The sequence below is a fragment of the Streptomyces sp. NBC_01478 genome (assembly GCF_036227225.1).
In the GTDB taxonomy this organism is placed as follows: domain Bacteria; phylum Actinomycetota; class Actinomycetes; order Streptomycetales; family Streptomycetaceae; genus Streptomyces.
Genome location: NZ_CP109444.1, coordinates 6,470,049 through 6,488,071, shown reverse-complemented (window position 1 = coordinate 6,488,071; position 18,023 = coordinate 6,470,049). Strand labels below are relative to the sequence as shown.

Annotated in this window: 18 protein-coding genes and 1 tRNA gene; 8 read left to right on the top strand and 11 right to left on the bottom strand. The window is 69.0% G+C overall.

The window, feature by feature from the left end; genetic code table 11:
- Positions 1-55: 55 nt before the first annotated feature.
- Entirely contained in the window at positions 56-1,105 is a 1,050-nt protein-coding gene (locus OG223_RS29415) for an outer membrane protein assembly factor BamB family protein (RefSeq protein WP_329254971.1), read from the top strand.
- Positions 1,106-1,185: 80 nt separating this feature from the next.
- Complete coding sequence (locus OG223_RS29410) at positions 1,186-2,013, top strand: nucleotidyltransferase domain-containing protein (RefSeq protein WP_329254969.1); 828 nt, start codon at positions 1,186-1,188, stop codon at positions 2,011-2,013.
- On the opposite strand, the gene OG223_RS29405 is transcribed toward OG223_RS29410, so the two are convergent.
- The 5 genes from OG223_RS29405 to OG223_RS29385 all read right to left on the bottom strand — a co-directional run bounded on the left by OG223_RS29405 (position 2,010) and on the right by OG223_RS29385 (position 4,676).
- Positions 2,010-2,840, bottom strand: coding sequence for an MBL fold metallo-hydrolase (locus OG223_RS29405; RefSeq protein ID WP_329254966.1), 831 nt, complete (start codon positions 2,838-2,840; stop codon positions 2,010-2,012). The genes OG223_RS29410 and OG223_RS29405 overlap by 4 nt on opposite strands.
- Positions 2,837-3,001, bottom strand: coding sequence for a hypothetical protein (locus tag OG223_RS29400; protein ID WP_329254964.1), 165 nt, complete (start codon positions 2,999-3,001; stop codon positions 2,837-2,839). The genes OG223_RS29405 and OG223_RS29400 overlap by 4 nt, the downstream gene beginning before the upstream one ends.
- Before the next feature lie 86 nt (positions 3,002-3,087).
- On the bottom strand, positions 3,088-3,957 hold the full coding sequence (locus OG223_RS29395) for an NUDIX hydrolase (protein ID WP_329254962.1): 870 nt from the start codon (positions 3,955-3,957) through the stop codon (positions 3,088-3,090).
- Between the two features lie 96 nt (positions 3,958-4,053).
- A complete protein-coding gene (locus tag OG223_RS29390) occupies positions 4,054-4,521 on the bottom strand; it encodes a RidA family protein (protein ID WP_329254959.1) in 468 nt (155 codons plus the stop codon).
- Entirely contained in the window at positions 4,518-4,676 is a 159-nt protein-coding gene (locus OG223_RS29385; protein WP_019063748.1) for a DUF4177 domain-containing protein, read from the bottom strand. Before OG223_RS29385 ends, OG223_RS29390 begins: the two co-directional genes overlap by 4 nt.
- A 107-nt stretch (positions 4,677-4,783) precedes the next feature.
- Between OG223_RS29385 and OG223_RS29380 the strand changes: the two genes are divergently transcribed.
- Positions 4,784-5,761: an ArsA family ATPase gene (locus OG223_RS29380; protein WP_329254956.1), complete on the top strand. Its 978-nt coding sequence runs from the start codon at positions 4,784-4,786 to the stop codon at positions 5,759-5,761.
- Complete coding sequence (locus tag OG223_RS29375; RefSeq protein WP_329254955.1) at positions 5,758-7,170, top strand: ArsA family ATPase; 1,413 nt, start codon at positions 5,758-5,760, stop codon at positions 7,168-7,170. The genes OG223_RS29380 and OG223_RS29375 overlap by 4 nt, the downstream gene beginning before the upstream one ends.
- 64 nt (positions 7,171-7,234) lie before the next feature.
- On the opposite strand, the gene wblA is transcribed toward OG223_RS29375, so the two are convergent.
- Complete coding sequence (gene wblA, locus OG223_RS29370; RefSeq protein WP_019063745.1) at positions 7,235-7,573, bottom strand: transcriptional regulator WblA; 339 nt, start codon at positions 7,571-7,573, stop codon at positions 7,235-7,237.
- A gap of 407 nt (positions 7,574-7,980) precedes the next feature.
- Between wblA and OG223_RS29365 the strand changes: the two genes are divergently transcribed.
- Positions 7,981-10,260, top strand: coding sequence for a transglycosylase domain-containing protein (locus OG223_RS29365; RefSeq protein ID WP_329254952.1), 2,280 nt, complete (start codon positions 7,981-7,983; stop codon positions 10,258-10,260).
- 118 nt (positions 10,261-10,378) lie between these two features.
- Here OG223_RS29365 and OG223_RS29360 read toward each other — a convergent pair whose 3' ends face one another.
- Positions 10,379-10,846, bottom strand: a complete 468-nt coding sequence (locus tag OG223_RS29360) for a GatB/YqeY domain-containing protein (RefSeq protein ID WP_329254949.1) — start codon at positions 10,844-10,846, stop codon at positions 10,379-10,381.
- A gap of 103 nt (positions 10,847-10,949) precedes the next feature.
- On the opposite strand from OG223_RS29360, the gene OG223_RS29355 reads away from it, so the two are divergent.
- From OG223_RS29355 to OG223_RS29345, 3 genes are all read left to right on the top strand, one after another.
- A complete protein-coding gene (locus OG223_RS29355) occupies positions 10,950-11,876 on the top strand; it encodes a metallophosphoesterase (protein ID WP_329254947.1) in 927 nt (308 codons plus the stop codon).
- A 530-nt stretch (positions 11,877-12,406) separates the two neighbouring features.
- Positions 12,407-13,177, top strand: coding sequence for a Pr6Pr family membrane protein (locus tag OG223_RS29350; RefSeq protein WP_329254944.1), 771 nt, complete (start codon positions 12,407-12,409; stop codon positions 13,175-13,177).
- 69 nt (positions 13,178-13,246) lie between these two features.
- A tRNA-Pro gene (locus tag OG223_RS29345) sits at positions 13,247-13,320 on the top strand.
- A 200-nt stretch (positions 13,321-13,520) separates the two neighbouring features.
- Here OG223_RS29345 and OG223_RS29340 read toward each other — a convergent pair.
- The 4 genes from OG223_RS29340 to OG223_RS29325 all read right to left on the bottom strand — a co-directional run bounded on the left by OG223_RS29340 (position 13,521) and on the right by OG223_RS29325 (position 17,725).
- Positions 13,521-14,669, bottom strand: coding sequence for a pentapeptide repeat-containing protein (locus tag OG223_RS29340; RefSeq protein ID WP_329254941.1), 1,149 nt, complete (start codon positions 14,667-14,669; stop codon positions 13,521-13,523).
- A 203-nt stretch (positions 14,670-14,872) separates the two neighbouring features.
- Positions 14,873-16,051 (bottom strand): site-specific integrase, encoded by a 1,179-nt coding sequence (locus tag OG223_RS29335; protein ID WP_329254937.1) that lies wholly within the window; start codon positions 16,049-16,051, stop codon positions 14,873-14,875.
- A 73-nt stretch (positions 16,052-16,124) separates the two neighbouring features.
- The gene (locus tag OG223_RS29330; protein ID WP_329254934.1) at positions 16,125-16,334 is read right to left on the bottom strand and encodes a helix-turn-helix domain-containing protein; all 210 of its coding nucleotides are present in this window, start codon (positions 16,332-16,334) and stop codon (positions 16,125-16,127) included.
- 224 nt (positions 16,335-16,558) lie between these two features.
- Positions 16,559-17,725 (bottom strand): DUF3631 domain-containing protein, encoded by a 1,167-nt coding sequence (locus OG223_RS29325; protein ID WP_329254932.1) that lies wholly within the window; start codon positions 17,723-17,725, stop codon positions 16,559-16,561.
- Positions 17,726-18,023 lie beyond the last annotated feature (298 nt).

Sequence of the window (18,023 nt, the reverse complement as noted above, 5' to 3'; positions counted from 1 at the left end):
TGCTCGTACGGCGGGGCCCTTCGCGTGTGGCCGGGTGGGGACCCAAGGGGTGGGGATGGACGAGGACAGAGCACCGGAGTCGGCCTGGAAGCACTCCTGGTGGCGAAAATCGGCGCGCTCCCTGTGGAGAAGCCCCGACGACCACGCCGACGGCGGCCTGAAGCCGCTGGGCCTGTGGCTGACGGCCGACGCCGTCGTCATCGCCCACGCCGACCGCTTACAGGCGTTCCGGGCCACCACGGGCGAACCGCTGTGGACCTGGCGGCCGCCGGGCCGGCAGGCCGTCGCCCTGGTCTCCCCGGACCTCGATGACGGCACGGTCGTGGTGCTGCACTGCGACGACGGGCGCCGGGACGTGAGACGCGTCGGCCTCACCTGGCTGGCCGTCGACACCGGCGAGGTCGTACGGCGCCGGAAGCAGGACGCGGCCCTCCTGGGGCACATACCGGCCAAGGTCGCCCTCGGCGGGGGTCTCCTCGCGACGGCCGGCGAGTCCTGGAAGGACTGGGAGACGCGGCCGGTGATGCGCGCCCTCGACCTCCGCACCGGCGAGATCCGCTGGAAGCACGACCTCACGGACCCGGCCCTGGAGAGCGTGTCCGTGATCAGCGCGCACCCCTTCGTGGCGACCCTGCGGACCCGCGCCCGCGGCGCACGCGCCGAGCACCGGCTCCTCGTGCTGGACGACGACGGCACGGACGGCGTGACGCTCGCGCCGCCGGACGGCTACGAGAGGTTCGGCGAGCGGATCGCCGTCACCGGTGACGTCCTGGTGGTGGGCCTGGTCCCCCGGGACAGGACCGAGCTCGACCGGGGCAACCGGCTCGGGGCGTACTCCCTCTCCACCGGTGTGTTCCTGTGGGAGTGGCACGGCGAGGAGACCTACCAGGACACCCACCTCGCCCACCGGGGCAGGCTGCTCGTCGTCCACGAGTACGGCGGCCGGCTCAGCGTGCTCGACCCCGCCGACGGCCGGGTGGTGGCCCGGCGCAAGCTGCGCGGCACCGCGTTCGAATCACTGGTGGCCGTGTCCGGCGACCTGGTCGCCGTGGGCTGCGAGGCCGGCGACTACAGCCGCGGGCTGAGGATGTTCCGCTGGCGATGACCCCGTACGACGTCGGGACACCGGAGGACGACGACCGGAAAAGCACTCCCACGGTGCCCGTCTCCCGGCACAGTGATCCCATGGCCGAAACCGTCCCCCACAGAGGGCTCGACGCCCAGGGATACATCGAGCGCGAGGGCTCCCTGGGGCGCGTCCCGCACGCCTTCCGACCGGTCGTCGCCACCGCGCGGGACCGGCTGATCGACCTCTACGGGGGACGCCTCAACAGCGCGTACCTCTACGGGTCGATCCCGCGCGGCACCGCGCGCGTGGGCCGCAGTGATCTGGACCTGCTGGTGGTGACCCGCCGGGAGCCGACCGAGGAGGACCGCTCCGCGGCCCACGACCTCGGCGAGGCGCTCGACAAGGAGTTCCCGGAGATCGACGGCGTCGGCACGCTGCTGTACGGCCGGGCACGGCTGCTGAGCGAGCCGGAGACGTACGACCTGGGGTGGTTCGTGGCCTGTCTGTGCACACCGCTGCTCGGGGAGGACCTCGCCGAGGACCTGCCGCGCTACCGCCCCGACTCGCTGCTCGCCCGGGAGAGGAACGGCGACCTGGGGCTGCTGCTCCCCCGCTGGCGCGAGCGGATCGCGTCCACGGAGGACACGGACGCGGCCCGGCGCCCCCTGGTGCGCTTCATGTCCCGGCGCCTGGTCCGCACCGGCTTCACGCTGGTGATGCCCCGCTGGAACGGCTGGACCAGCGATCTCGGGGAGATGGCCGAGGCGTTCGGCGCGTACTACCCCGAGCGGGCGGAGGAGTTGCGCGACGCCGCGGTGTCCGGATACCAACCGACGGGCGACGCGAGCATCCTGCGGTCGTACGTCGACGATCTGGGCCCGTGGCTGGCCGAGGAGTACGCGCGCGTGCACGGCGTGAAGACCCCGCGCCCCCACGGTGACTAGATCAGACCGTGTTCCTTCAGGTAGTCCAGTTGAGCCCGCACCGACAGTTCCGCCGCCGGCCACAGGGAGCGGTCGACGTCCGCGTACACGTGGGCGACGACCTCGGCCGGGCTGCGGTGACCGTTCTCGACGGCCGTCTCGATCTGGGCGAGCCGGTGGGCGCGGTGGGCGAGATAGAACTCGACGGCGCCCTGGGCGTCCTCCAGCACCGGCCCGTGGCCCGGCAGCACCGTGTGGACGCCGTCGTCGACCGTGAGGGACCGCAGCCGCCGTAGCGAGTCCAGATAGTCGCCCAGGCGGCCGTCAGGATGCGCCACGACGGTCGTACCGCGCCCCAGGACGGTGTCCCCGGTCAGGACCGCCTGATCGGCCGGGAGATGGAAGCACAGGGAGTCTCCGGTGTGCCCGGGCGTCGACACGACGACCAGCTCCAGGCCGCCGACCCGGATCACGTTCCCGGCGGCGAGCCCCTCGTCCCCGAGCCGCAGCGCCGGGTCCAGCGCGCGGACCTTCGTGTCCGTCAGCTCGGCGAAACGGACGGCGCCTTCGGCGTGGTCGGGGTGCCCGTGCGTCAGCAGGGTCAGGGCGATCCGCTTCCCCGCCTTCTCCGCCGTGTCGACGACGTTGCGCAGATGTCCCTCGTCCAACGGCCCCGGGTCGATCACCACGGCCAGCTCGGAGTCCGGCTCCGACACGATCCACGTGTTCGTCCCGTCCAGGGTCATCGCGGACGCGTTGGGCGCGAGCACGTTGACGGCACGCGGGGTGGCGGGGCCGGTGAGGACCCCGCCGCGTGGCTGGCCGGGGAGGGCGGCTGCGTCGGTCATGCGGGGGTGCCTTCTTCGGGGGTGACGGGGTGGGGGTGGGATTCGGTGGGCTGGTCACACGGGTCGGCCGCGCGGAGGGCGTTTTTCGTGGGGGTGGTGGCGCGGGAGGTCTCTTTCCCCGGACCGGTCATGCGCAGGGTGTTGTCCACCGGTGCGGTCACACGGCAGGCGTCTCCCCCGGGACCAGCCGCACGAGAAGGTCCCCTCGCCGCACCACTCACACCGCACGCGTCTCCCCCGGCCCCGATCATGTCGGCGCCCCACCCACAGGAATGTGCTTCGTGAACTCCTCGTGGCCCGGCCACGCCAGGACGATCTCGCCGTCCTCCAGGCTGGCCCGGGCGAGGACGGGGGTCAGATCGCGCTCCGGGGCCGACGACAGCGCCTCGGCCGCGCTGCCGTACGGGATCAGCCCGCGCAGGGTCGCGATGGTGGGCGGCATCATCGTCAGGTCGCCCTTGTCGTAGCCGGTCGCCGCCTCGCCCGGGGTGATCCACACCGTACGGTCGGCCTCCGTGGAGGCGTTGCGGGTGCGCTGGCCCTCCGGGAGGACGGCGACGAAGAACCACGTGTCGTAGCGACGGGTCTCGAATTCGGGGGTGATCCAACGAGCCCACGCGCCCAGCAGGTCGGAGCGCAGGACCAGGCCACGGCGGTCGAGGAACTCCGCGAAGGACAGGTCACGGGCGACCAGGGCGGCCCGGTCCGTCTCCCAGTCGGCGCCCGTGGTGTCGCCGACGACCGAGTCGGGGGTCGGGCCGGCGAGCAGGACGCCCGCCTCCTCGTACGTCTCACGGACCGCCGCGCACACGATCGCCTGGGCCGCCGTCTCGTCGACGCCCAGCCGGTCCGCCCACCACGCGCGCGTGGGGCCCGCCCAGCGGACGTGACGGTCGTCGTCACGCGGGTCCACACCGCCGCCCGGGTACGCGTACGCGCCCCCGGCGAAAGCCATGGAGGCGCGTCTGCGCAGCATGTGGACGGCGGGGCCGGTGCCGGTGTCCCTGAGGAGCATCACCGTGGCCGCCCGCCGGGGGTCCACCGGTGTGAGTCGGCCCTCCGCGAGCGCCCTGATGCGCTCGGGCCACTCCTCCGGGTACCACTGACCGTTCGCCATGGGCGGAGGCTATCCCGTAGCGCGCGGATGTTCGAGAGGCAACAACGTGCACTCCAGGACACCGATCACGCCCGATCACGCACTCCGGGACAGCGACTACGCCTGCGTCAGCTCCACCTGGATCTCGACCTCGACCGGTGAGTCCAGCGGCAGTACCGCCACGCCGACCGCGCTCCGCGCGTGCACGCCCTTGTCGCCGAGGACCTCGCCGAGGAGTTCGCTCGCGCCGTTGACGACACCCGGCTGACCGGTGAAGTCGGAGGCCGAGGCGACGAAGCCGACGACCTTCACCACGCGCGCGACGCGGTCCAGGTCACCGGTGACGGACTTGACCGCCGCGAGGGCGTTCAGCGCGCAGGTGCGAGCCAGTTCCTTGGCCTCCTCCGCGGTGACCTCGCCGCCCACCTTGCCGGTGACCGGAAGCTTGCCGTCCACCATGGGCAACTGGCCGGAGGTGTACACGTAGACACCGCTCTGTACGGCGGGCTGGTACGCGGCGAGCGGCGGGACGACCGCCGGGAGGGTCAGGCCGAGTTCGGCCAGCCGGGCCTCGACGGCGCTCATGCCTTCTCCCGCTTGAGGTAGGCCACCAGTTGCTCGGGGTTGTTCGGCCCGGGCACGACCTGGACGAGCTCCCAGCCGTCCTCGCCCCAGGTGTCCAGGATCTGCTTCGTGGCGTGGACGAGCAGCGGCACAGTCGAGTATTCCCACTTGGTCATGCGGCCGACTTTAGCCGCTGCGAACGGGCCGCCCGCGGTCGCGTTGTCCGTCGCGTTATCCACAGCCTCCCGGTTGGTTCGGGCGCGGACTGGTTAGGCTCGAAGACGTGAGCAGGCTCCAGGTCGTCAGTGGCAAGGGCGGTACCGGCAAGACCACGGTGGCCGCGGCCCTCGCGCTGGCCCTGGCCACCGAGGGGAAGCGGACGCTTCTCGTCGAGGTCGAGGGTCGCCAGGGCATCGCGCAGCTCTTCGAGACGGAGACGCTGCCTTATGAGGAGCGGAAGATCGCCGTCGCTCCCGGGGGCGGGGAGGTGTACGCACTGGCCATCGACCCCGAACTGGCCCTTCTGGACTACCTCCAGATGTTCTACAAACTGGGCAGCGCGGGCCGCGCCCTGAAGAAACTCGGCGCGATCGACTTCGCGACCACGGTCGCGCCCGGCCTCCGGGACGTCCTCCTGACCGGCAAGGCCTGCGAGGCCGTACGCCGCAAGGAGAAGAGCGGACAGTTCGCCTACGACTACGTCGTGATGGACGCGCCGCCCACCGGCCGCATCACCCGCTTCCTGAACGTCAACGACGAGGTCGCCGGGCTCGCGAAGATCGGCCCGATACACAATCAGGCGCAGGCGGTGATGCGGGTCCTGAAGTCCCCGGAGACGGCCGTGCACCTGGTGACGCTCCTTGAGGAGATGCCCGTCCAGGAGACCGCGGACGGCATCGCCGAACTGCGGGCGGCCCGGCTGCCGGTGGGCCGGATCATCGTGAACATGGTGCGCCCCGAGGTGCTGGACACGGCCGACCTGGATCTCGTACGGGCCGTGCCGCGCACCGCCGTGGCGCAGTCGCTGTCCGCCGCCGGGCTCGGCGGGGCGCGGCGCGGCGGCAACGCCGAGAAGCTGGTGGACCCGCTGCTCGCGCAGGCCGAGGAGTACGCGGAGCGGTACGCCCTGGAGCACGACCAGCGGGCCGTACTCGCCGAGCAGGGCCTGCCGTTGCACGAACTGCCGTTGCTCGCCGAGGGCATGGACCTCGCGGGCCTGTACGAACTCGCCACCGAGCTGCGGAAGCAGGGGATGTCATGAGTCCGGACCCGGCCCGCGCACAGGACACCGCCCGTGCCTCCTCCGCGCGGGACACCGCCCGCTCCCACCACATCTCCCACACGCGCGTGCTCGACGTCGACCCGCTGCTCGACGACCCGGAGACGCGGATCGTGGTGTGCTGCGGCTCGGGCGGGGTCGGCAAGACGACCACCGCGGCGGCGCTCGGACTGCGGGCCGCCGAGCGGGGGCGGAGAGTCGTCGTCCTGACCATCGACCCGGCCCGCCGGCTCGCCCAGTCCATGGGCATCGACTCGCTGGACAACACCCCGAGGCGGGTGAAGGGCGTCGACGGGGACGGCGAACTGCACGCCATGATGCTCGACATGAAGCGCACGTTCGACGAGATCGTCGAGGCGCACGCGGACCGTGAGCGGGCGGCCGCGATCCTCAACAACCCCTTCTACCAGTCGCTCTCGGCGGGCTTCGCGGGCACGCAGGAGTACATGGCGATGGAGAAGCTGGGCCAGTTGCGCGCCCAGCACGACTGGGACCTCATCGTGGTGGACACCCCGCCGTCCCGCTCGGCGCTCGACTTCCTGGACGCGCCGAAACGTCTCGGCTCGTTCCTGGACGGCAAGCTGATCCGGCTGCTGACCGCCCCGGCGAAGCTGGGCGGCCGGGCCGGGATGAAGTTCCTCAACGTCGGCATGTCGATGATGACCGGCACGATCGGCAAGCTGCTCGGGGGTCAACTCCTCAAGGACGTCCAGACGTTCGTGGCCGCGATGGACACCACCTTCGGCGGGTTCCGCACGCGCGCGGACGCGACGTACAAGCTGCTTCAGGCGCCCGGCACGGCGTTCCTGGTCGTCGCGGCCCCGGAGCGGGACGCGCTGCGCGAGGCCGCGTACTTCGTGGAGCGGCTGGCGGCCGAGGAGATGCCGCTGGCCGGTCTGGTCCTCAACCGGGTGCACGGCAGCGGAGCCGCCCGGCTGTCGGCCGAGCGGGCACTCGCCGCCGCGGAAAATCTTGAGGAGTCCCGCATTGTCGATCAGATGGGCGGGAAAGCTGGACTTCGTAACTCTCCCGACACGTACGGCAGTTCAGAATCTCCCGCTTCCGAGACAACAGCTCGCGCCGCAGCTCCTGACGAAGGCTCCCCCGCCGACACGGACCAGGAGCGGTCCGCCGCCACGGACGACAAGCCGTCCGACGACGAGCGATCCGTGGAACAACTCACCGCAGGTCTGCTCAGGCTGCATGCCGACCGGATGCGGCTGCTCTCGCGTGAGCAGCGCACACGTGACCGCTTCACCGCACGTCACCCCGAGGTGGCCGTGGCCGAAGTGGCCGCGCTGCCCGGCGATGTGCACGACCTCGCGGGGCTGCGGGACATCGGGAACCGGCTCGCGGCCGGTCGGCCTGAGCTGCCCGAGACGAAGGTCTGACGCGGACCTCCGGGCTCGTGCCCCGGGGATCGCCCGAGGTCGGCCCCGAAGGGACCGGTGGGAGTCAGCCCACCGCCGCGTAGTTCTCGTAGATCTCGTCGTCGTCGAGGGGGATGATGCCGACCCCTCGTTCGTACTCGATGCGCGCGGTCTCCAGTAGCCGGCGCCATGAAGTGACAGTGGGCCGCCTGCGCAGCAGTGCGCGGCGCTCCCGCTCCGTCATTCCTCCCCACACGCCGAATTCGACGCGGTTGTCGAGCGCATCGGCGAGGCACTCCGTGCGTACCGGACATCCGGTGCACACTGCCTTCGCCCTGTTCTGCGCTGCTCCTTGAACGAACAGTTCATCCGGATCGGTAGTGCGGCAGGCCGCCTGCGCACTCCAGTCGGTTACCCAGCCCATACCGGCGCCGTCCTCTCCCGAATCGAGGCTCCCCCACGGCGGCAGCGGCATATTCACCGCCGCCAGTTGAGGACGTTACGGAAGGTGGGCACAGCGCAACACCCCCTTCGGGCCCAATCTTGAATGGCCCGAACGGACTATGGGTAAGCGGCAGATCACCCGGGGGAGTGAGCTGACGACATGCGTGACTTTCCCGGCAAACCGGGGCAGTTGACATGCGCCACAAGGGGCACCGGGTGACACAGGAGGCGGATTCGGACACGCCCCCGACAAAAAACTCGGGAACGACCGGAACGATTCGGGGTCGCCGGACGTATTGATACGTGACCGCTCTGCTGTGACAGTTGAGAGCAGCTTAGGCCAAGGCCTATACACGTGTCCGGCGAATGAGAACGTAGGCTGCCCCCATGCCAAAAAAGCGCTCGGGTGGTGGTCTGTCCCCTCTGCAGCAGGCCACCAAGTTCCTCGGTGTCAGTGTGCTCGCCGGTGCCGTCATGGCCGGAATCGCGTTGCCCGCGGCCGGCGCGCTGGGGCTCGCCGCCAAGGGTTCGGTCCAGGGGTTCGACGACATCCCGGACAATCTGAAGAGCCCTCAGCTCAGCCAGCGCACCACGATCCTGGACAGCAAGGGCAACCAGATCGCCTCGGTCTACTCCCGTGACCGCACGGTGGTGGAGCTCAAGGATGTCTCGCCGTACATGCAGAAGGCGATCGTCGCGATCGAGGACTCGCGCTTCTACCAGCACGGCGCGATCGACCTGAAGGGCGTCCTGCGCGCCCTCAACAAGAACGCGCAGAGCGGCGGAGTCTCCCAGGGCGCCTCGACCCTGACCCAGCAGTTGGTCAAGAACTACTTCGTCGAGGAGGCCGGTGACGACCCGACGAAGGTCGCCGAGGCCACTCAGCAGACGCTGGGCCGCAAGGTCCGCGAGCTGAAGTACGCGATCCAGATCGAGGAAAAGCTCGGCAAGAAGAAGATCCTCGAGAACTACCTCAACATCACCTTCTTCGGAGAGCAGGCCTACGGCGTCGAGGCCGCGTCCGAGCGTTACTTCTCCAAGCACGCCAAGGACCTGAACCTCCAGCAGTCGGCGCTGCTTGCGGGCATCGTCCAGTCGCCCACGCGCTACGACCCGATCAACGACGAGGCCGAGGCCAAGAAGCGGCGCAACACCGTGCTGGCCCGCATGGCCGAGGTCGGCGACATCTCCGCGGCGGAGGCCCGGGCGGCCGAGAAGACCGACCTCGGCCTGAAGGTCAGCCAGCCGAAGAACGGCTGCATCACCGCGGTCAAGGGCGCCAGCTTCTTCTGCAAGTACGTCGAGAAGGTCTTCCTGGGCGACCCGGTCTTCGGCAAGACCAAGGAGGCCCGGGCGAAGATCTGGAACCAGGGCGGCCTGACGATCCGTACGACCCTGGACCCGCAGGCGCAGGCCTCGGTGCAGGCCTCGCTCAAGGACCACATCTACAAGTCGGACTCGGTCGCCGCGGCGGCCACCCTCGTCGAGCCCGGCACCGGCAAGATCCTCGGCATGGGCCAGTCGAAGCCGTACGGCTACGGCAAGAACGAGACGGAGTACAACTACTCGGTCAACGCCGACATGGGCGGCTCGAACTTCGGCTTCCCGACCGGTTCGACGTTCAAGCCGTTCGTCGCGGCGGCCGCGCTGGAGCAGGGCCTGCCGGCCACCCAGCAGTACCCGGCGCCGTACTCGATGGACTACCCGAGCCCCGTCTCGACCTGCAGTGGCAAGAACTGGGTCAACACGGACGGCGCGACGGTGGAGAACGAGAGCGAGTCGGAGAAGGGTCCGTACGCGCTGAAGGAGGCGATGGCCAAGTCGGTCAACACCTACTTCGTGCAGATGATCTCCGACATCGGTCTGTGCCCCGTGGTGAACATGACCAGCAAGCTCGGGGTCGTGCAGGGCAACGGCGACAAGATCCCCGAGGTCCCGGCCATCGCGCTCGGCTCCAAGGGCCTCTCGCCGCTGACGATGGCCTCGGCGTACGCGACCTTCGCCAACGAGGGCACGTACTGCACGCCGGTCGCCATCGAGTCCATCACGCAGAAGGTGGGCAACGCACAGAAGTCGCTCGCCGTCCCCAAGTCCACCTGCTCGCGGGCGATGAGCAAGAAGACCGCCGACACCATCAACACCGTGCTGCGCGGCGTGGTCGACTCCGGCACCGGCCGGGAGGCCGGCCTCACCGACCGCGAGAGCGCCGGTAAGACGGGTACGACGGACTCCCGCAAGAACGCCTGGTTCGTCGGCTACACCCCGAACCTGGCCGGTGCGGTCTGGGTCGGCAGTGCCAAGCAGAACATCGAGATGACCACCATCCGCATCGGCGGTGTCTGGCACGACCAGGTCTACGGCGCCGACACCCCGGGCCCGATCTGGAAGGACGCCATGACCGGCGCCCTGGAGGGCAAGCAGGTCGAGAACTTCCAGCTCGTCAACATCCCGGACCCCGTCAAGGACAAGGACAAGAACAACGACGGCGGCAAGAACAACGACAACGGGGGCGACGACAACGGCGGAGTGACCACCGACGGCACCACCACCGGCACGACCGACGGCGGCACCACCCCGGACCCGACGTTCTCCCTCCCGGACGGCTTCATCCAGGGCACGTCGAACGGCGGCGACAACGGCAACGGGAACGGCGGCAACAGGGGGTAGGCACCAACTCCCCGGCGGCCACCCGCTGTTCAGGCTCTTCGTCTACGACGACGGGGGCGCCCCTTCTGCAAGGGGCGCCCCCGTCGTCGTAGACACATGTCTGTGTACGGCGGGTGGGTCAGCCGGCGAGGAGCTTCTTCACCACGGCGGCGACGCGGCCGCCCTCGGCCAGGCCGGCCACCTTCGGGTTCACGATCTTCATGACGGCACCCATGGCGCGCGGGCCCTCGGCGCCGGCGGCCTTCGCCTCCTCGACCGCCTGGGAGACGATCGCGGTCAGCTCCTCGTCGCCGAGCTGCTTGGGCAGGTACTCGGCGAGGATCTCGCCCTCCGCCTTCTCCTGCGCGGCCGACTCGGGACGGCCGCCCTGCGCGAAGGCGTCCGCGGCCTCGCGGCGCTTCTTCGCCTCCTTGGTGATCACCTTGAGGACCTCGTCGTCGGAGAGCTCGCGCTTCTCCTTGCCCGCGACCTCCTCCTTGGTGATCGCGGCGAGCGTCAGCCGGAGCGTGGCAGAACGCAGCTTGTCGTGCGCCTTGATCGCGGTGTTGAGGTCTTCCTGCAGCTTCGACTTGAGCGTGGTGGTCATGGGTTTGATTCTCGCAGGTGCGTGAGGTCGGCCGCCCGCCGATTTAGGAGGCGGCGGCGGACGGGGGGTCAGGCGTGTCAGTGGGGTCTGACACGATGGAGGAATGCGCGCGCGATACGGAGTACCCCTGGGAATTGCGGCGGCCGGTGCCGCCGGTCTGGTCTACGCGGCGGGCTTCGAGACCCGCTCCTTCAGACTGCGCCGGGTGACGGTCCCGGTCCTGCCCCCCGGCATGCGCCCGCTCAGAGTCCTCCAGGTCTCCGACATCCACATGGTCGGCGGCCAGCGCAAGAAGCAGCGCTGGCTGCGCTCGCTGGCGGGCCTGCGCCCCGACTTCGTGATCAACACCGGTGACAACCTCTCCGACCCGGAGGCCATCCCCGAGGTCCTGGACGCGCTCGGCCCGCTGATGGAGTTCCCGGGCGCGTACGTCTTCGGCTCCAACGACTACTACGGCCCCAAACCCCGCAACCCCGCCCGGTACTTGCTGGAGAAGAGCGCGGGCCGCCACGGCCTGAACGGCAACCCGCCCGTCGTGGGAATCATCCACAACCCGTGGGAGGACCTGCGGGACGGCTTCGACGCGGCGGGCTGGCTCAACCTGACGAACACGCGCGGCACGCTGAAGCTCGAGGGCGCGTCGGTCGAACTGACCGGCCTCGACGACCCGCACATCAAACGCGACCGCTACGCGCGCGTGGCCGGCGGCCCGTCGGACGACGCCGACTTCTCGATGGGCGTGGTGCACGCGCCGTATCTCCGGGTACTGGACGCGTTCACCGCGGACGGCTACCCCCTGACCCTCGCGGGCCACACCCACGGCGGCCAGCTCTGCATCCCCTTCTACGGCGCCCTGATCACCAACTGCGACCTGGACACGGACCGGGTGAAGGGCCTTTCCCGGCATACGGCGGAGGGTCGGACGTCGTATCTGCATGTGTCGGCGGGGTGCGGGACGAATCGGTATACGCCGGTGCGGTTTGCTTGTCCGCCGGAGGTGACGTTGATGACGTTGGTGGGGCGGGAGTAGGTAGTTGGGGGTGCGGCGGTAGCGGGGGGTTGGTGGGGGTGCCCGGGCGGGGAGGGCGGTGCAGGAGGTGGAGGGCGGCCCGGAGAGCAGGGGCAGGGTCGCCTGGAGCGGGAGTGTGCGGGGCGGGAGCAGGTAGTAGCGCCGGGCCGTGGGAGCGGGGGGACCGGGGGTTCGGCGAGAGTGGGATGCCGGGTGCCGGCAGCAAGCCAGAACGGGGCTCGGGGCTCGGGGCTCGGGGCTCGGGGCTCGGGGCTCGGGGCTCGGGGCTCGGGGCTCGGGGCTCGGGGCTCGGGGCTCGGGGCTCGGGGGGAGTGTAGGTGTGGGGAGACGGGCGCTGGGCGGCCGGGAACTAGGGGGAAGGCTGCCGGGGGCCGGGAGTGGGGAGTAGCCGGGCCAGAGACATGGGCAGGTTCAGGGGCAGGGCCAGGGTCGGGGCCGACTCAGGGTCGGAGGTAGGGGCAGAGCCGCCGGGGTCGCCCGTCCAGCCCACCCGGATCGCCCGTTTCGTCCCCGCTGCCTAGCGTGAGGGCATGACCGCCCCGATACCCAGGGACATCCCGGACCTCCCCGCGGTACCCGGTATGCCCGCGCTGCTCGCCTCACCCGTTCCCGCCACCGCGGTGGTGGCCCCGTACCGTCGTCCGCTGACGGCGGTGTACCGACTGCTGGTCGCGTTGGTGGCGGCAGCGGCGGTGACCGTCGACCTGTTCCTCGGCAGCCCGATCCGGGTGCTGACCTACTTCACGATCCAGAGCAACATCCTGCTGGCCCTGGTCATGATCGCCACGGCCCGCCGAGCCTGGACCGCCCGCCGCCCCCTCTCCCCCCTGGTCACGGGTGCGGCACTGCTCTACATCACGATCACCGGCCTGGTGTACCACCTGATCCTGGCGCACGCGTCGAGCCCGTTCGCGATGGCGGGCGGGACGACGGCCCCCACGGGCTGGCAGGCGGTGACCAACCAGGTCCTGCACACGGTGACACCGATCGCCGCGGTGATCGACTGGCTGCTCCTGACCGCCCCCGGCCGGCTGCACCTACGGATGGCGGCGACGTGGCTGCTGTACCCGATGACGTACCTGGCGGTGTCATTGGGCCGAGGCGAACTGATCCTCCCCGGCACACCGGGCCGCTACCTCTACTCCTTCCTCAACGTCGAACAGCACGGCTACAAAAGCGTCCTGGGCAACGCCCTCCTCCTCGGCCTCGCCTTCTACGCCCTCTCCGTCCTCCTCGTGGCCCTCGACCACGCCCGCCCCAACCCGATCCGCCACCGCGCCAAAACCGGATTTCGTCTCTAGCCAGCGGTGGGCTAAAGTAAACGACGTCGCCGCGATGAGCAGTAACACCGGCAAGATGAGTGGCGACATCGGGGTGTAGCGCAGCTTGGCAGCGCGCTTCGTTCGGGACGAAGAGGTCGTGGGTTCAAATCCCGCCACCCCGACGCTGGTCAGAGGCCCATTCGCTTGATCGCGAATGGGCCTCTGTCGCGTTCGGGGGGCCAAACAGGGGGCCAAACGAATCTGACCTCAGGCTTGAGTCTCGGAAGCTAACCCCAGAGCAGGCGGAACGGGACCTCATGCCGCCACCCGCAGGATGCGAGCCGTGGAAGCCCGATCTGATGACGCAGCCACTCTGAAGGCGTTACGCCCCTGCTGGCCGAGGCAAAGGGCCCCACCTGATCTCAGTACCCTCGAACGTCGCGCTGAGGTCGACGGCGTCGGTGAATGTCGCGCCCTCGAAGTCGACGGTGCCCCTGCTGAACGTCGCTCCACCGAAACCGACGACGCCACCGAACGTCGCGCGTCTGAAGTTGACGATGCTGCCGCCGAACGTCGCGCCAAGGTGAACAGTGTTCCTGAATGTCGCGCCTTCGAAGTCGACGGTGCCTCTGCTGAACGTCGCGCCCTCGAAGTCGACGATGCCGCCGAACGTCGCGCTACCGAACTCGACGATGCCGCCGAACGTCGCGCTACCGAACTCGACGACGCTCTCAAACGTCGCACCTGTGAGATCGACGTCGCCGCTGAACGTCGCGCCGCCGAAATGGACGATGCTGCTGAACGTCGCATCACCGAAGTCGACGTTGCCGTCAAACGTCGTAAAAGCGAAGTCGACGCTGCTGAACCTCGCACGGCCGAAGCTGGCGCTGCCACTGAACGTCGTGCCGCCGAAGCTGACGGTGCCACTGAACGTCGCGCGGCCGAAGGTGACGCTACTACTGAACGTGACACTGCTGAAGTCGATCGTGCGATCGAAGCTCGCGCCGGTGAAGTCGAAGGCAAACTCACACCATGAGACGTCGGCATCTGGATCGACTAGGTGGTCGCGGATGACTCGGTTGATCGTTTGGCGGACTTCGCGTTCGCCTTCCTTGTGCCCAGGAGCCGCGGGGTCAGCTTCGTAGGGCATGCGGAGATAAGCACACAGGACGTCGATGCAGACCTGGCGCTGTTCGGCCCAGTCGTCAGCAAGGCGAGCAAGCGCGTAGACACCAGCGAGGCGTACGGCAGCCTGGTCGTGACCGAGCTGTTCCGCAGCAGTGGTGTATCGGTCGGCAAGCTGGCTGGCGTCAGACCGGTGGGCGTCGCCCTCGGCAAGGCGCTGTTTGCGGTAAGCGTAGATGCCGGCGAGGACGGCACCAATGAGGGTGAGGATGGTGACCGTTGTCTTGATGGCGTCGTTGACGTTGACTGGCTTCCGCGGCTTCTGGCTCTCGGCCGCGTGCGCGAGGAGGTCGTAGACGTTCCAGTAGATCACGTAGCTGAGGGCGCCAACGACCAGCAAAGTCATCGGCGCCACTAGCCACACAGACCAGAGTCTCGGGGCGTATCTGCCTCGCGGAGCCTGACGCCGCCTGAACGAGAAGGACACGTCATAAGCATGGAGGCAGGTGGCTGTCTGCCATAGCCCTTCCCTCGCTCAAGTACATCCGCGATACGCCCTAAGGTCGTCTTCCCGGGGTCAATCCGCCCATTCCGCCGCGTCGCCCCTTTCTAGTCTTCGGCGAAGATGTCGTCCATCGCTTCGGCCCCCTTCGTGATCACGGGCCGGAGTTGTTTCCGGTAGACCGCCTCCGTGGTGGTCTGGCTGCTGTGGCCGACCAACAGGGCGATGGTCTCCAGCGGGATGCCATGGTCGGAGAGCAGGGACACGAAGCTCTGCCGCGTCTCCCGAGTCGTCCACTCGTGCGGCTTCAGGTCGATGCCGGGCAGCTTGGCGGCCTTGGCGATGATGGCGCGGAAGTCCCGCCGGACGTTGGCAGCATCGAGCGGTTCGCCGCTCCGAGTCGTGAACACGAGCCCGCTCGGGTCCCACTCCTTCCCTTGCGCGGCCCGCTCCTGCTTCTGCCACCGCATGTGTTCTTCGAGTACTTCGACCACCATCTTCGGCAGAGCGATGGTCCGTCGGCTCTTCCTGGTCTTGGTCTCGCCGTGTTTGCGCACCGAGCGCCACACTGCGACATGGGACGGGATGTCGTTCGCTGTCTCCAGGAAAACGTGATCCCACGCGAGGGGTCTCGCCTCTTCTGTGCGCACGCCGCTGAGGAACGAGAGCACGAGGTAGGCGTACAGCCGCGACGGCCGGGCAGAAATGAGTACCGCCTTCGCCTGCTCCAGGTTCATCGCCTTGCTCGGACGGCCAGGGCGCCCCTCCGGTGCAGTGACGAGCAGGGCGACGTTCCGCGCGGCCTTGTCCCTGCGCTGAGCATGCGCGGTTGAACGGCGAAGGATGGCGAGTAGGTCGCGAAGGCTTCGCGTCGCGAGGAATTCCGCCCTGCCGTCCAACCAGTCGTCGACATCGTCCGCGCTGAGTTCCTTCAGCTTGGCCTTGCCAATGAACGGGATCAGGTGCTTGTTCGCCATCGAGCGGTTCTTGCCGATGGTGCCCTTCTCGTCGCGCCCCTTAAGCCCGCGCTCCAACCAGTCGTTCACCGCGTCGGCCACGGTGTAGTTGGCCGGCGCCTTGACGCCTGTCTGCACCTCCTTCTTCAAGTCCCTTATTTTCTGGCGGACTTCGGTCTTCGTCTTGCCGTACACCTTCGGTCGACGGCGCTTTCCGTTAGGGGCGTGTCCCAGGGAGACGGCTCCCACGAAACTCTTCTTGACGGGGTCCCAATAGATCGTGTCCGCACCGTGGCCTGCCCTTTGGGCGCGCTTCGGGGTCTCGGTCATGCTGTGCTGTGCCTCCAAAGGACAGGGTCGCGCCCTTGAGGACGCGGCCCTGTCGCGGTGGGTGGTTGGGAGTTCAGGCGGCGGCTTCGGCCTCGCGCTTGAGGAGTTCGACGTACTGCGAGATGTACTCAGGCGGTACGAGTCGACGACGGCCTATGCGAACTGTCTGGAGACGTCCGAGCCGTATCTCCTCATAGACCATCGAGCGGCCGATCCTGAGAGCTATGGCAGCCTCTTCAGGCCTGTAGAGGAGTTGTTCAGCGGGTGAAACAGCGGTGCTCACGCGGCGGTGCCTCCTCGGCAGGGAGTCGGGGGCGGTGACCCCCTTCCTGTCAGGTCCGCTACTTCCGCTACCTCCGCTACCTCCCTGGTCAAGGGCATGATCCAGGTAGCGGATTGAGGTGGCGGTAGCGGATGAATCCGCTACCGGCCCTGGGGGTGGTGCGGGACCGGTAGCGGATGAAGCGGTGCGGGTAGCGGACGAATCCGCCCTTGCCGCTACCTTTTTCAGGCCTCCGACCTGCGCGGTAGCGGCGGTAGCGGAAGTAGCGGACTCTCAGGGGGTGGGGGGCAATAGCGCTCCCACGCGTCATGGAGGTCCGCGGCGTAATAGCCCTTCATCACGCTGCCGCCCGCTTTGATGTTCCGTGCCGCGACCGGGGTGTTGTCCGCGGTCATGTACTCGCGCAACATCCGCGCCAACCCCCGCGCGTCCAGCGGCTTGCCGCTCATGTCCGCCCACGGCGCCTCATCGAGGCTGTGCAGGCGGTCGAGAACGGCGACGGTGGGCAGGCGGTCGATGCCGTTGAACACGTGGTCGCGCAGATCCGTGAGCAGCCGGATACCGGTGCTGCCCTTGTCTCCGACCTTGGCCGCGTTGACCAGTTCCACACATGCTGTGCGGGCTCGCTCCGGCCATTCGCCCCCGGCAGCGTCGGCAACCGCGAGAAGCGGTTCCCAGACGTCCGCGGGTCGGTCCGTGACCTCCGGGGGCAGTTCGGGGAACACTCCGTCGACCAAGTGCGCCACGGACTGTGCCCAGTTGGTGAGCCTGTCGCGCAGCGCGTTGCCTTCCTTCTCGTGAATACGCTGGCGGTAGGGCTCCACGTACTCATTCCTCGCGCGGCGGCGCATCCGGATGATGACTGAGCGGGTCAGGATCGTGTCCGGCAGCGAGCCGAGCCCTGCCATCGCGACAGCGCAGTACGACGGGAACTCCTGTACTTGCTGGTTGGCTCCGTCTCCGACGCAGCGCCACATGCCGACCCCGCGGCGGTGGCCGGCGTTGAGGAACCCGCGCAGCGGTTCGTTGTCCCCTGCCTTGGGCCCGAAGACCGTGTCGACCTCGTCGAAGAGGATCGTGGGACGGGTCTCCAGGGTGGACACGGCACGGAAGAGCACCGAGGCGGACGCGTTGGCCGCAACGAGCGGCTTGGGCACCAGGGTTTCGATGATCTCCAGCGCTCGCGACTTCCCGGAGCCTGGCTCCGGCGACAGGAACGCGATACGGGGTGTGGCGTCGAAGCAGTCGAGCAGGTGCGCGTGCGCGTTCCAGAGTGTGACCGCGACGTAGGCGGCTTCGAGGGGGAAGACGTTGAAGCGACGGTGGAAGGCTTCGACCTCATCGAGCAGGGCGGAACCGTCCGTGGGGTGCGCCGGCGGATTGGTAGTCATGCCGCGGCCCTCCCTTCCTGGGTGGTGCGGAGCGGGCATTCGTCGCGGTGGGCGGTGTGGTCGGCGATCAGGGCCAACACCTTTGTGTGGCCAATGGCGCTGCGGTCCCTGCCGCACAGGCACTTCGAGGTGGCGGTAGGCACGGCGCCGCGCGGGGCACTGATGCACAGCCACGCGACCAGGTACCGGCCGTCACCCCTGCTCGGGTCAGAGCGAAGAGCAGTGCGGACGCCTACGGCGACGCCTTTCGGCTCGCCCACGGCCGGACCGGGCGCCGGTTGTGCAGCGGCGCGCGGAC

Excerpts from the sequence above, each read along its gene's own strand:
- OG223_RS29415 (WP_329254971.1), top strand. The coding sequence starts at position 56 with ATGGACGAGGACAGAGCACCGGAGTCGGCCTGGAAGCACTCCTGGTGG.
- OG223_RS29410 (WP_329254969.1), top strand. The coding sequence starts at position 1,186 with ATGGCCGAAACCGTCCCCCACAGAGGGCTCGACGCCCAGGGATACATC.
- OG223_RS29405 (WP_329254966.1), bottom strand. The coding sequence starts at position 2,840 with ATGACCGACGCAGCCGCCCTCCCCGGCCAGCCACGCGGCGGGGTCCTC.
- OG223_RS29395 (WP_329254962.1), bottom strand. The coding sequence starts at position 3,957 with ATGGCGAACGGTCAGTGGTACCCGGAGGAGTGGCCCGAGCGCATCAGG.
- OG223_RS29390 (WP_329254959.1), bottom strand. The coding sequence starts at position 4,521 with ATGAGCGCCGTCGAGGCCCGGCTGGCCGAACTCGGCCTGACCCTCCCG.
- OG223_RS29385 (WP_019063748.1), bottom strand. The coding sequence starts at position 4,676 with ATGACCAAGTGGGAATACTCGACTGTGCCGCTGCTCGTCCACGCCACG.
- OG223_RS29375 (WP_329254955.1), top strand. The coding sequence starts at position 5,758 with ATGAGTCCGGACCCGGCCCGCGCACAGGACACCGCCCGTGCCTCCTCC.
- wblA (WP_019063745.1), bottom strand. The coding sequence starts at position 7,573 with ATGGGCTGGGTAACCGACTGGAGTGCGCAGGCGGCCTGCCGCACTACC.
- OG223_RS29365 (WP_329254952.1), top strand. The coding sequence starts at position 7,981 with ATGCCAAAAAAGCGCTCGGGTGGTGGTCTGTCCCCTCTGCAGCAGGCC.
- OG223_RS29360 (WP_329254949.1), bottom strand. The coding sequence starts at position 10,846 with ATGACCACCACGCTCAAGTCGAAGCTGCAGGAAGACCTCAACACCGCG.
- OG223_RS29355 (WP_329254947.1), top strand. The coding sequence starts at position 10,950 with ATGCGCGCGCGATACGGAGTACCCCTGGGAATTGCGGCGGCCGGTGCC.
- OG223_RS29350 (WP_329254944.1), top strand. The coding sequence starts at position 12,407 with ATGACCGCCCCGATACCCAGGGACATCCCGGACCTCCCCGCGGTACCC.
- OG223_RS29340 (WP_329254941.1), bottom strand. The coding sequence starts at position 14,669 with ATGACTTTGCTGGTCGTTGGCGCCCTCAGCTACGTGATCTACTGGAAC.
- OG223_RS29335 (WP_329254937.1), bottom strand. The coding sequence starts at position 16,051 with ATGACCGAGACCCCGAAGCGCGCCCAAAGGGCAGGCCACGGTGCGGAC.
- OG223_RS29325 (WP_329254932.1), bottom strand. The coding sequence starts at position 17,725 with ATGACTACCAATCCGCCGGCGCACCCCACGGACGGTTCCGCCCTGCTC.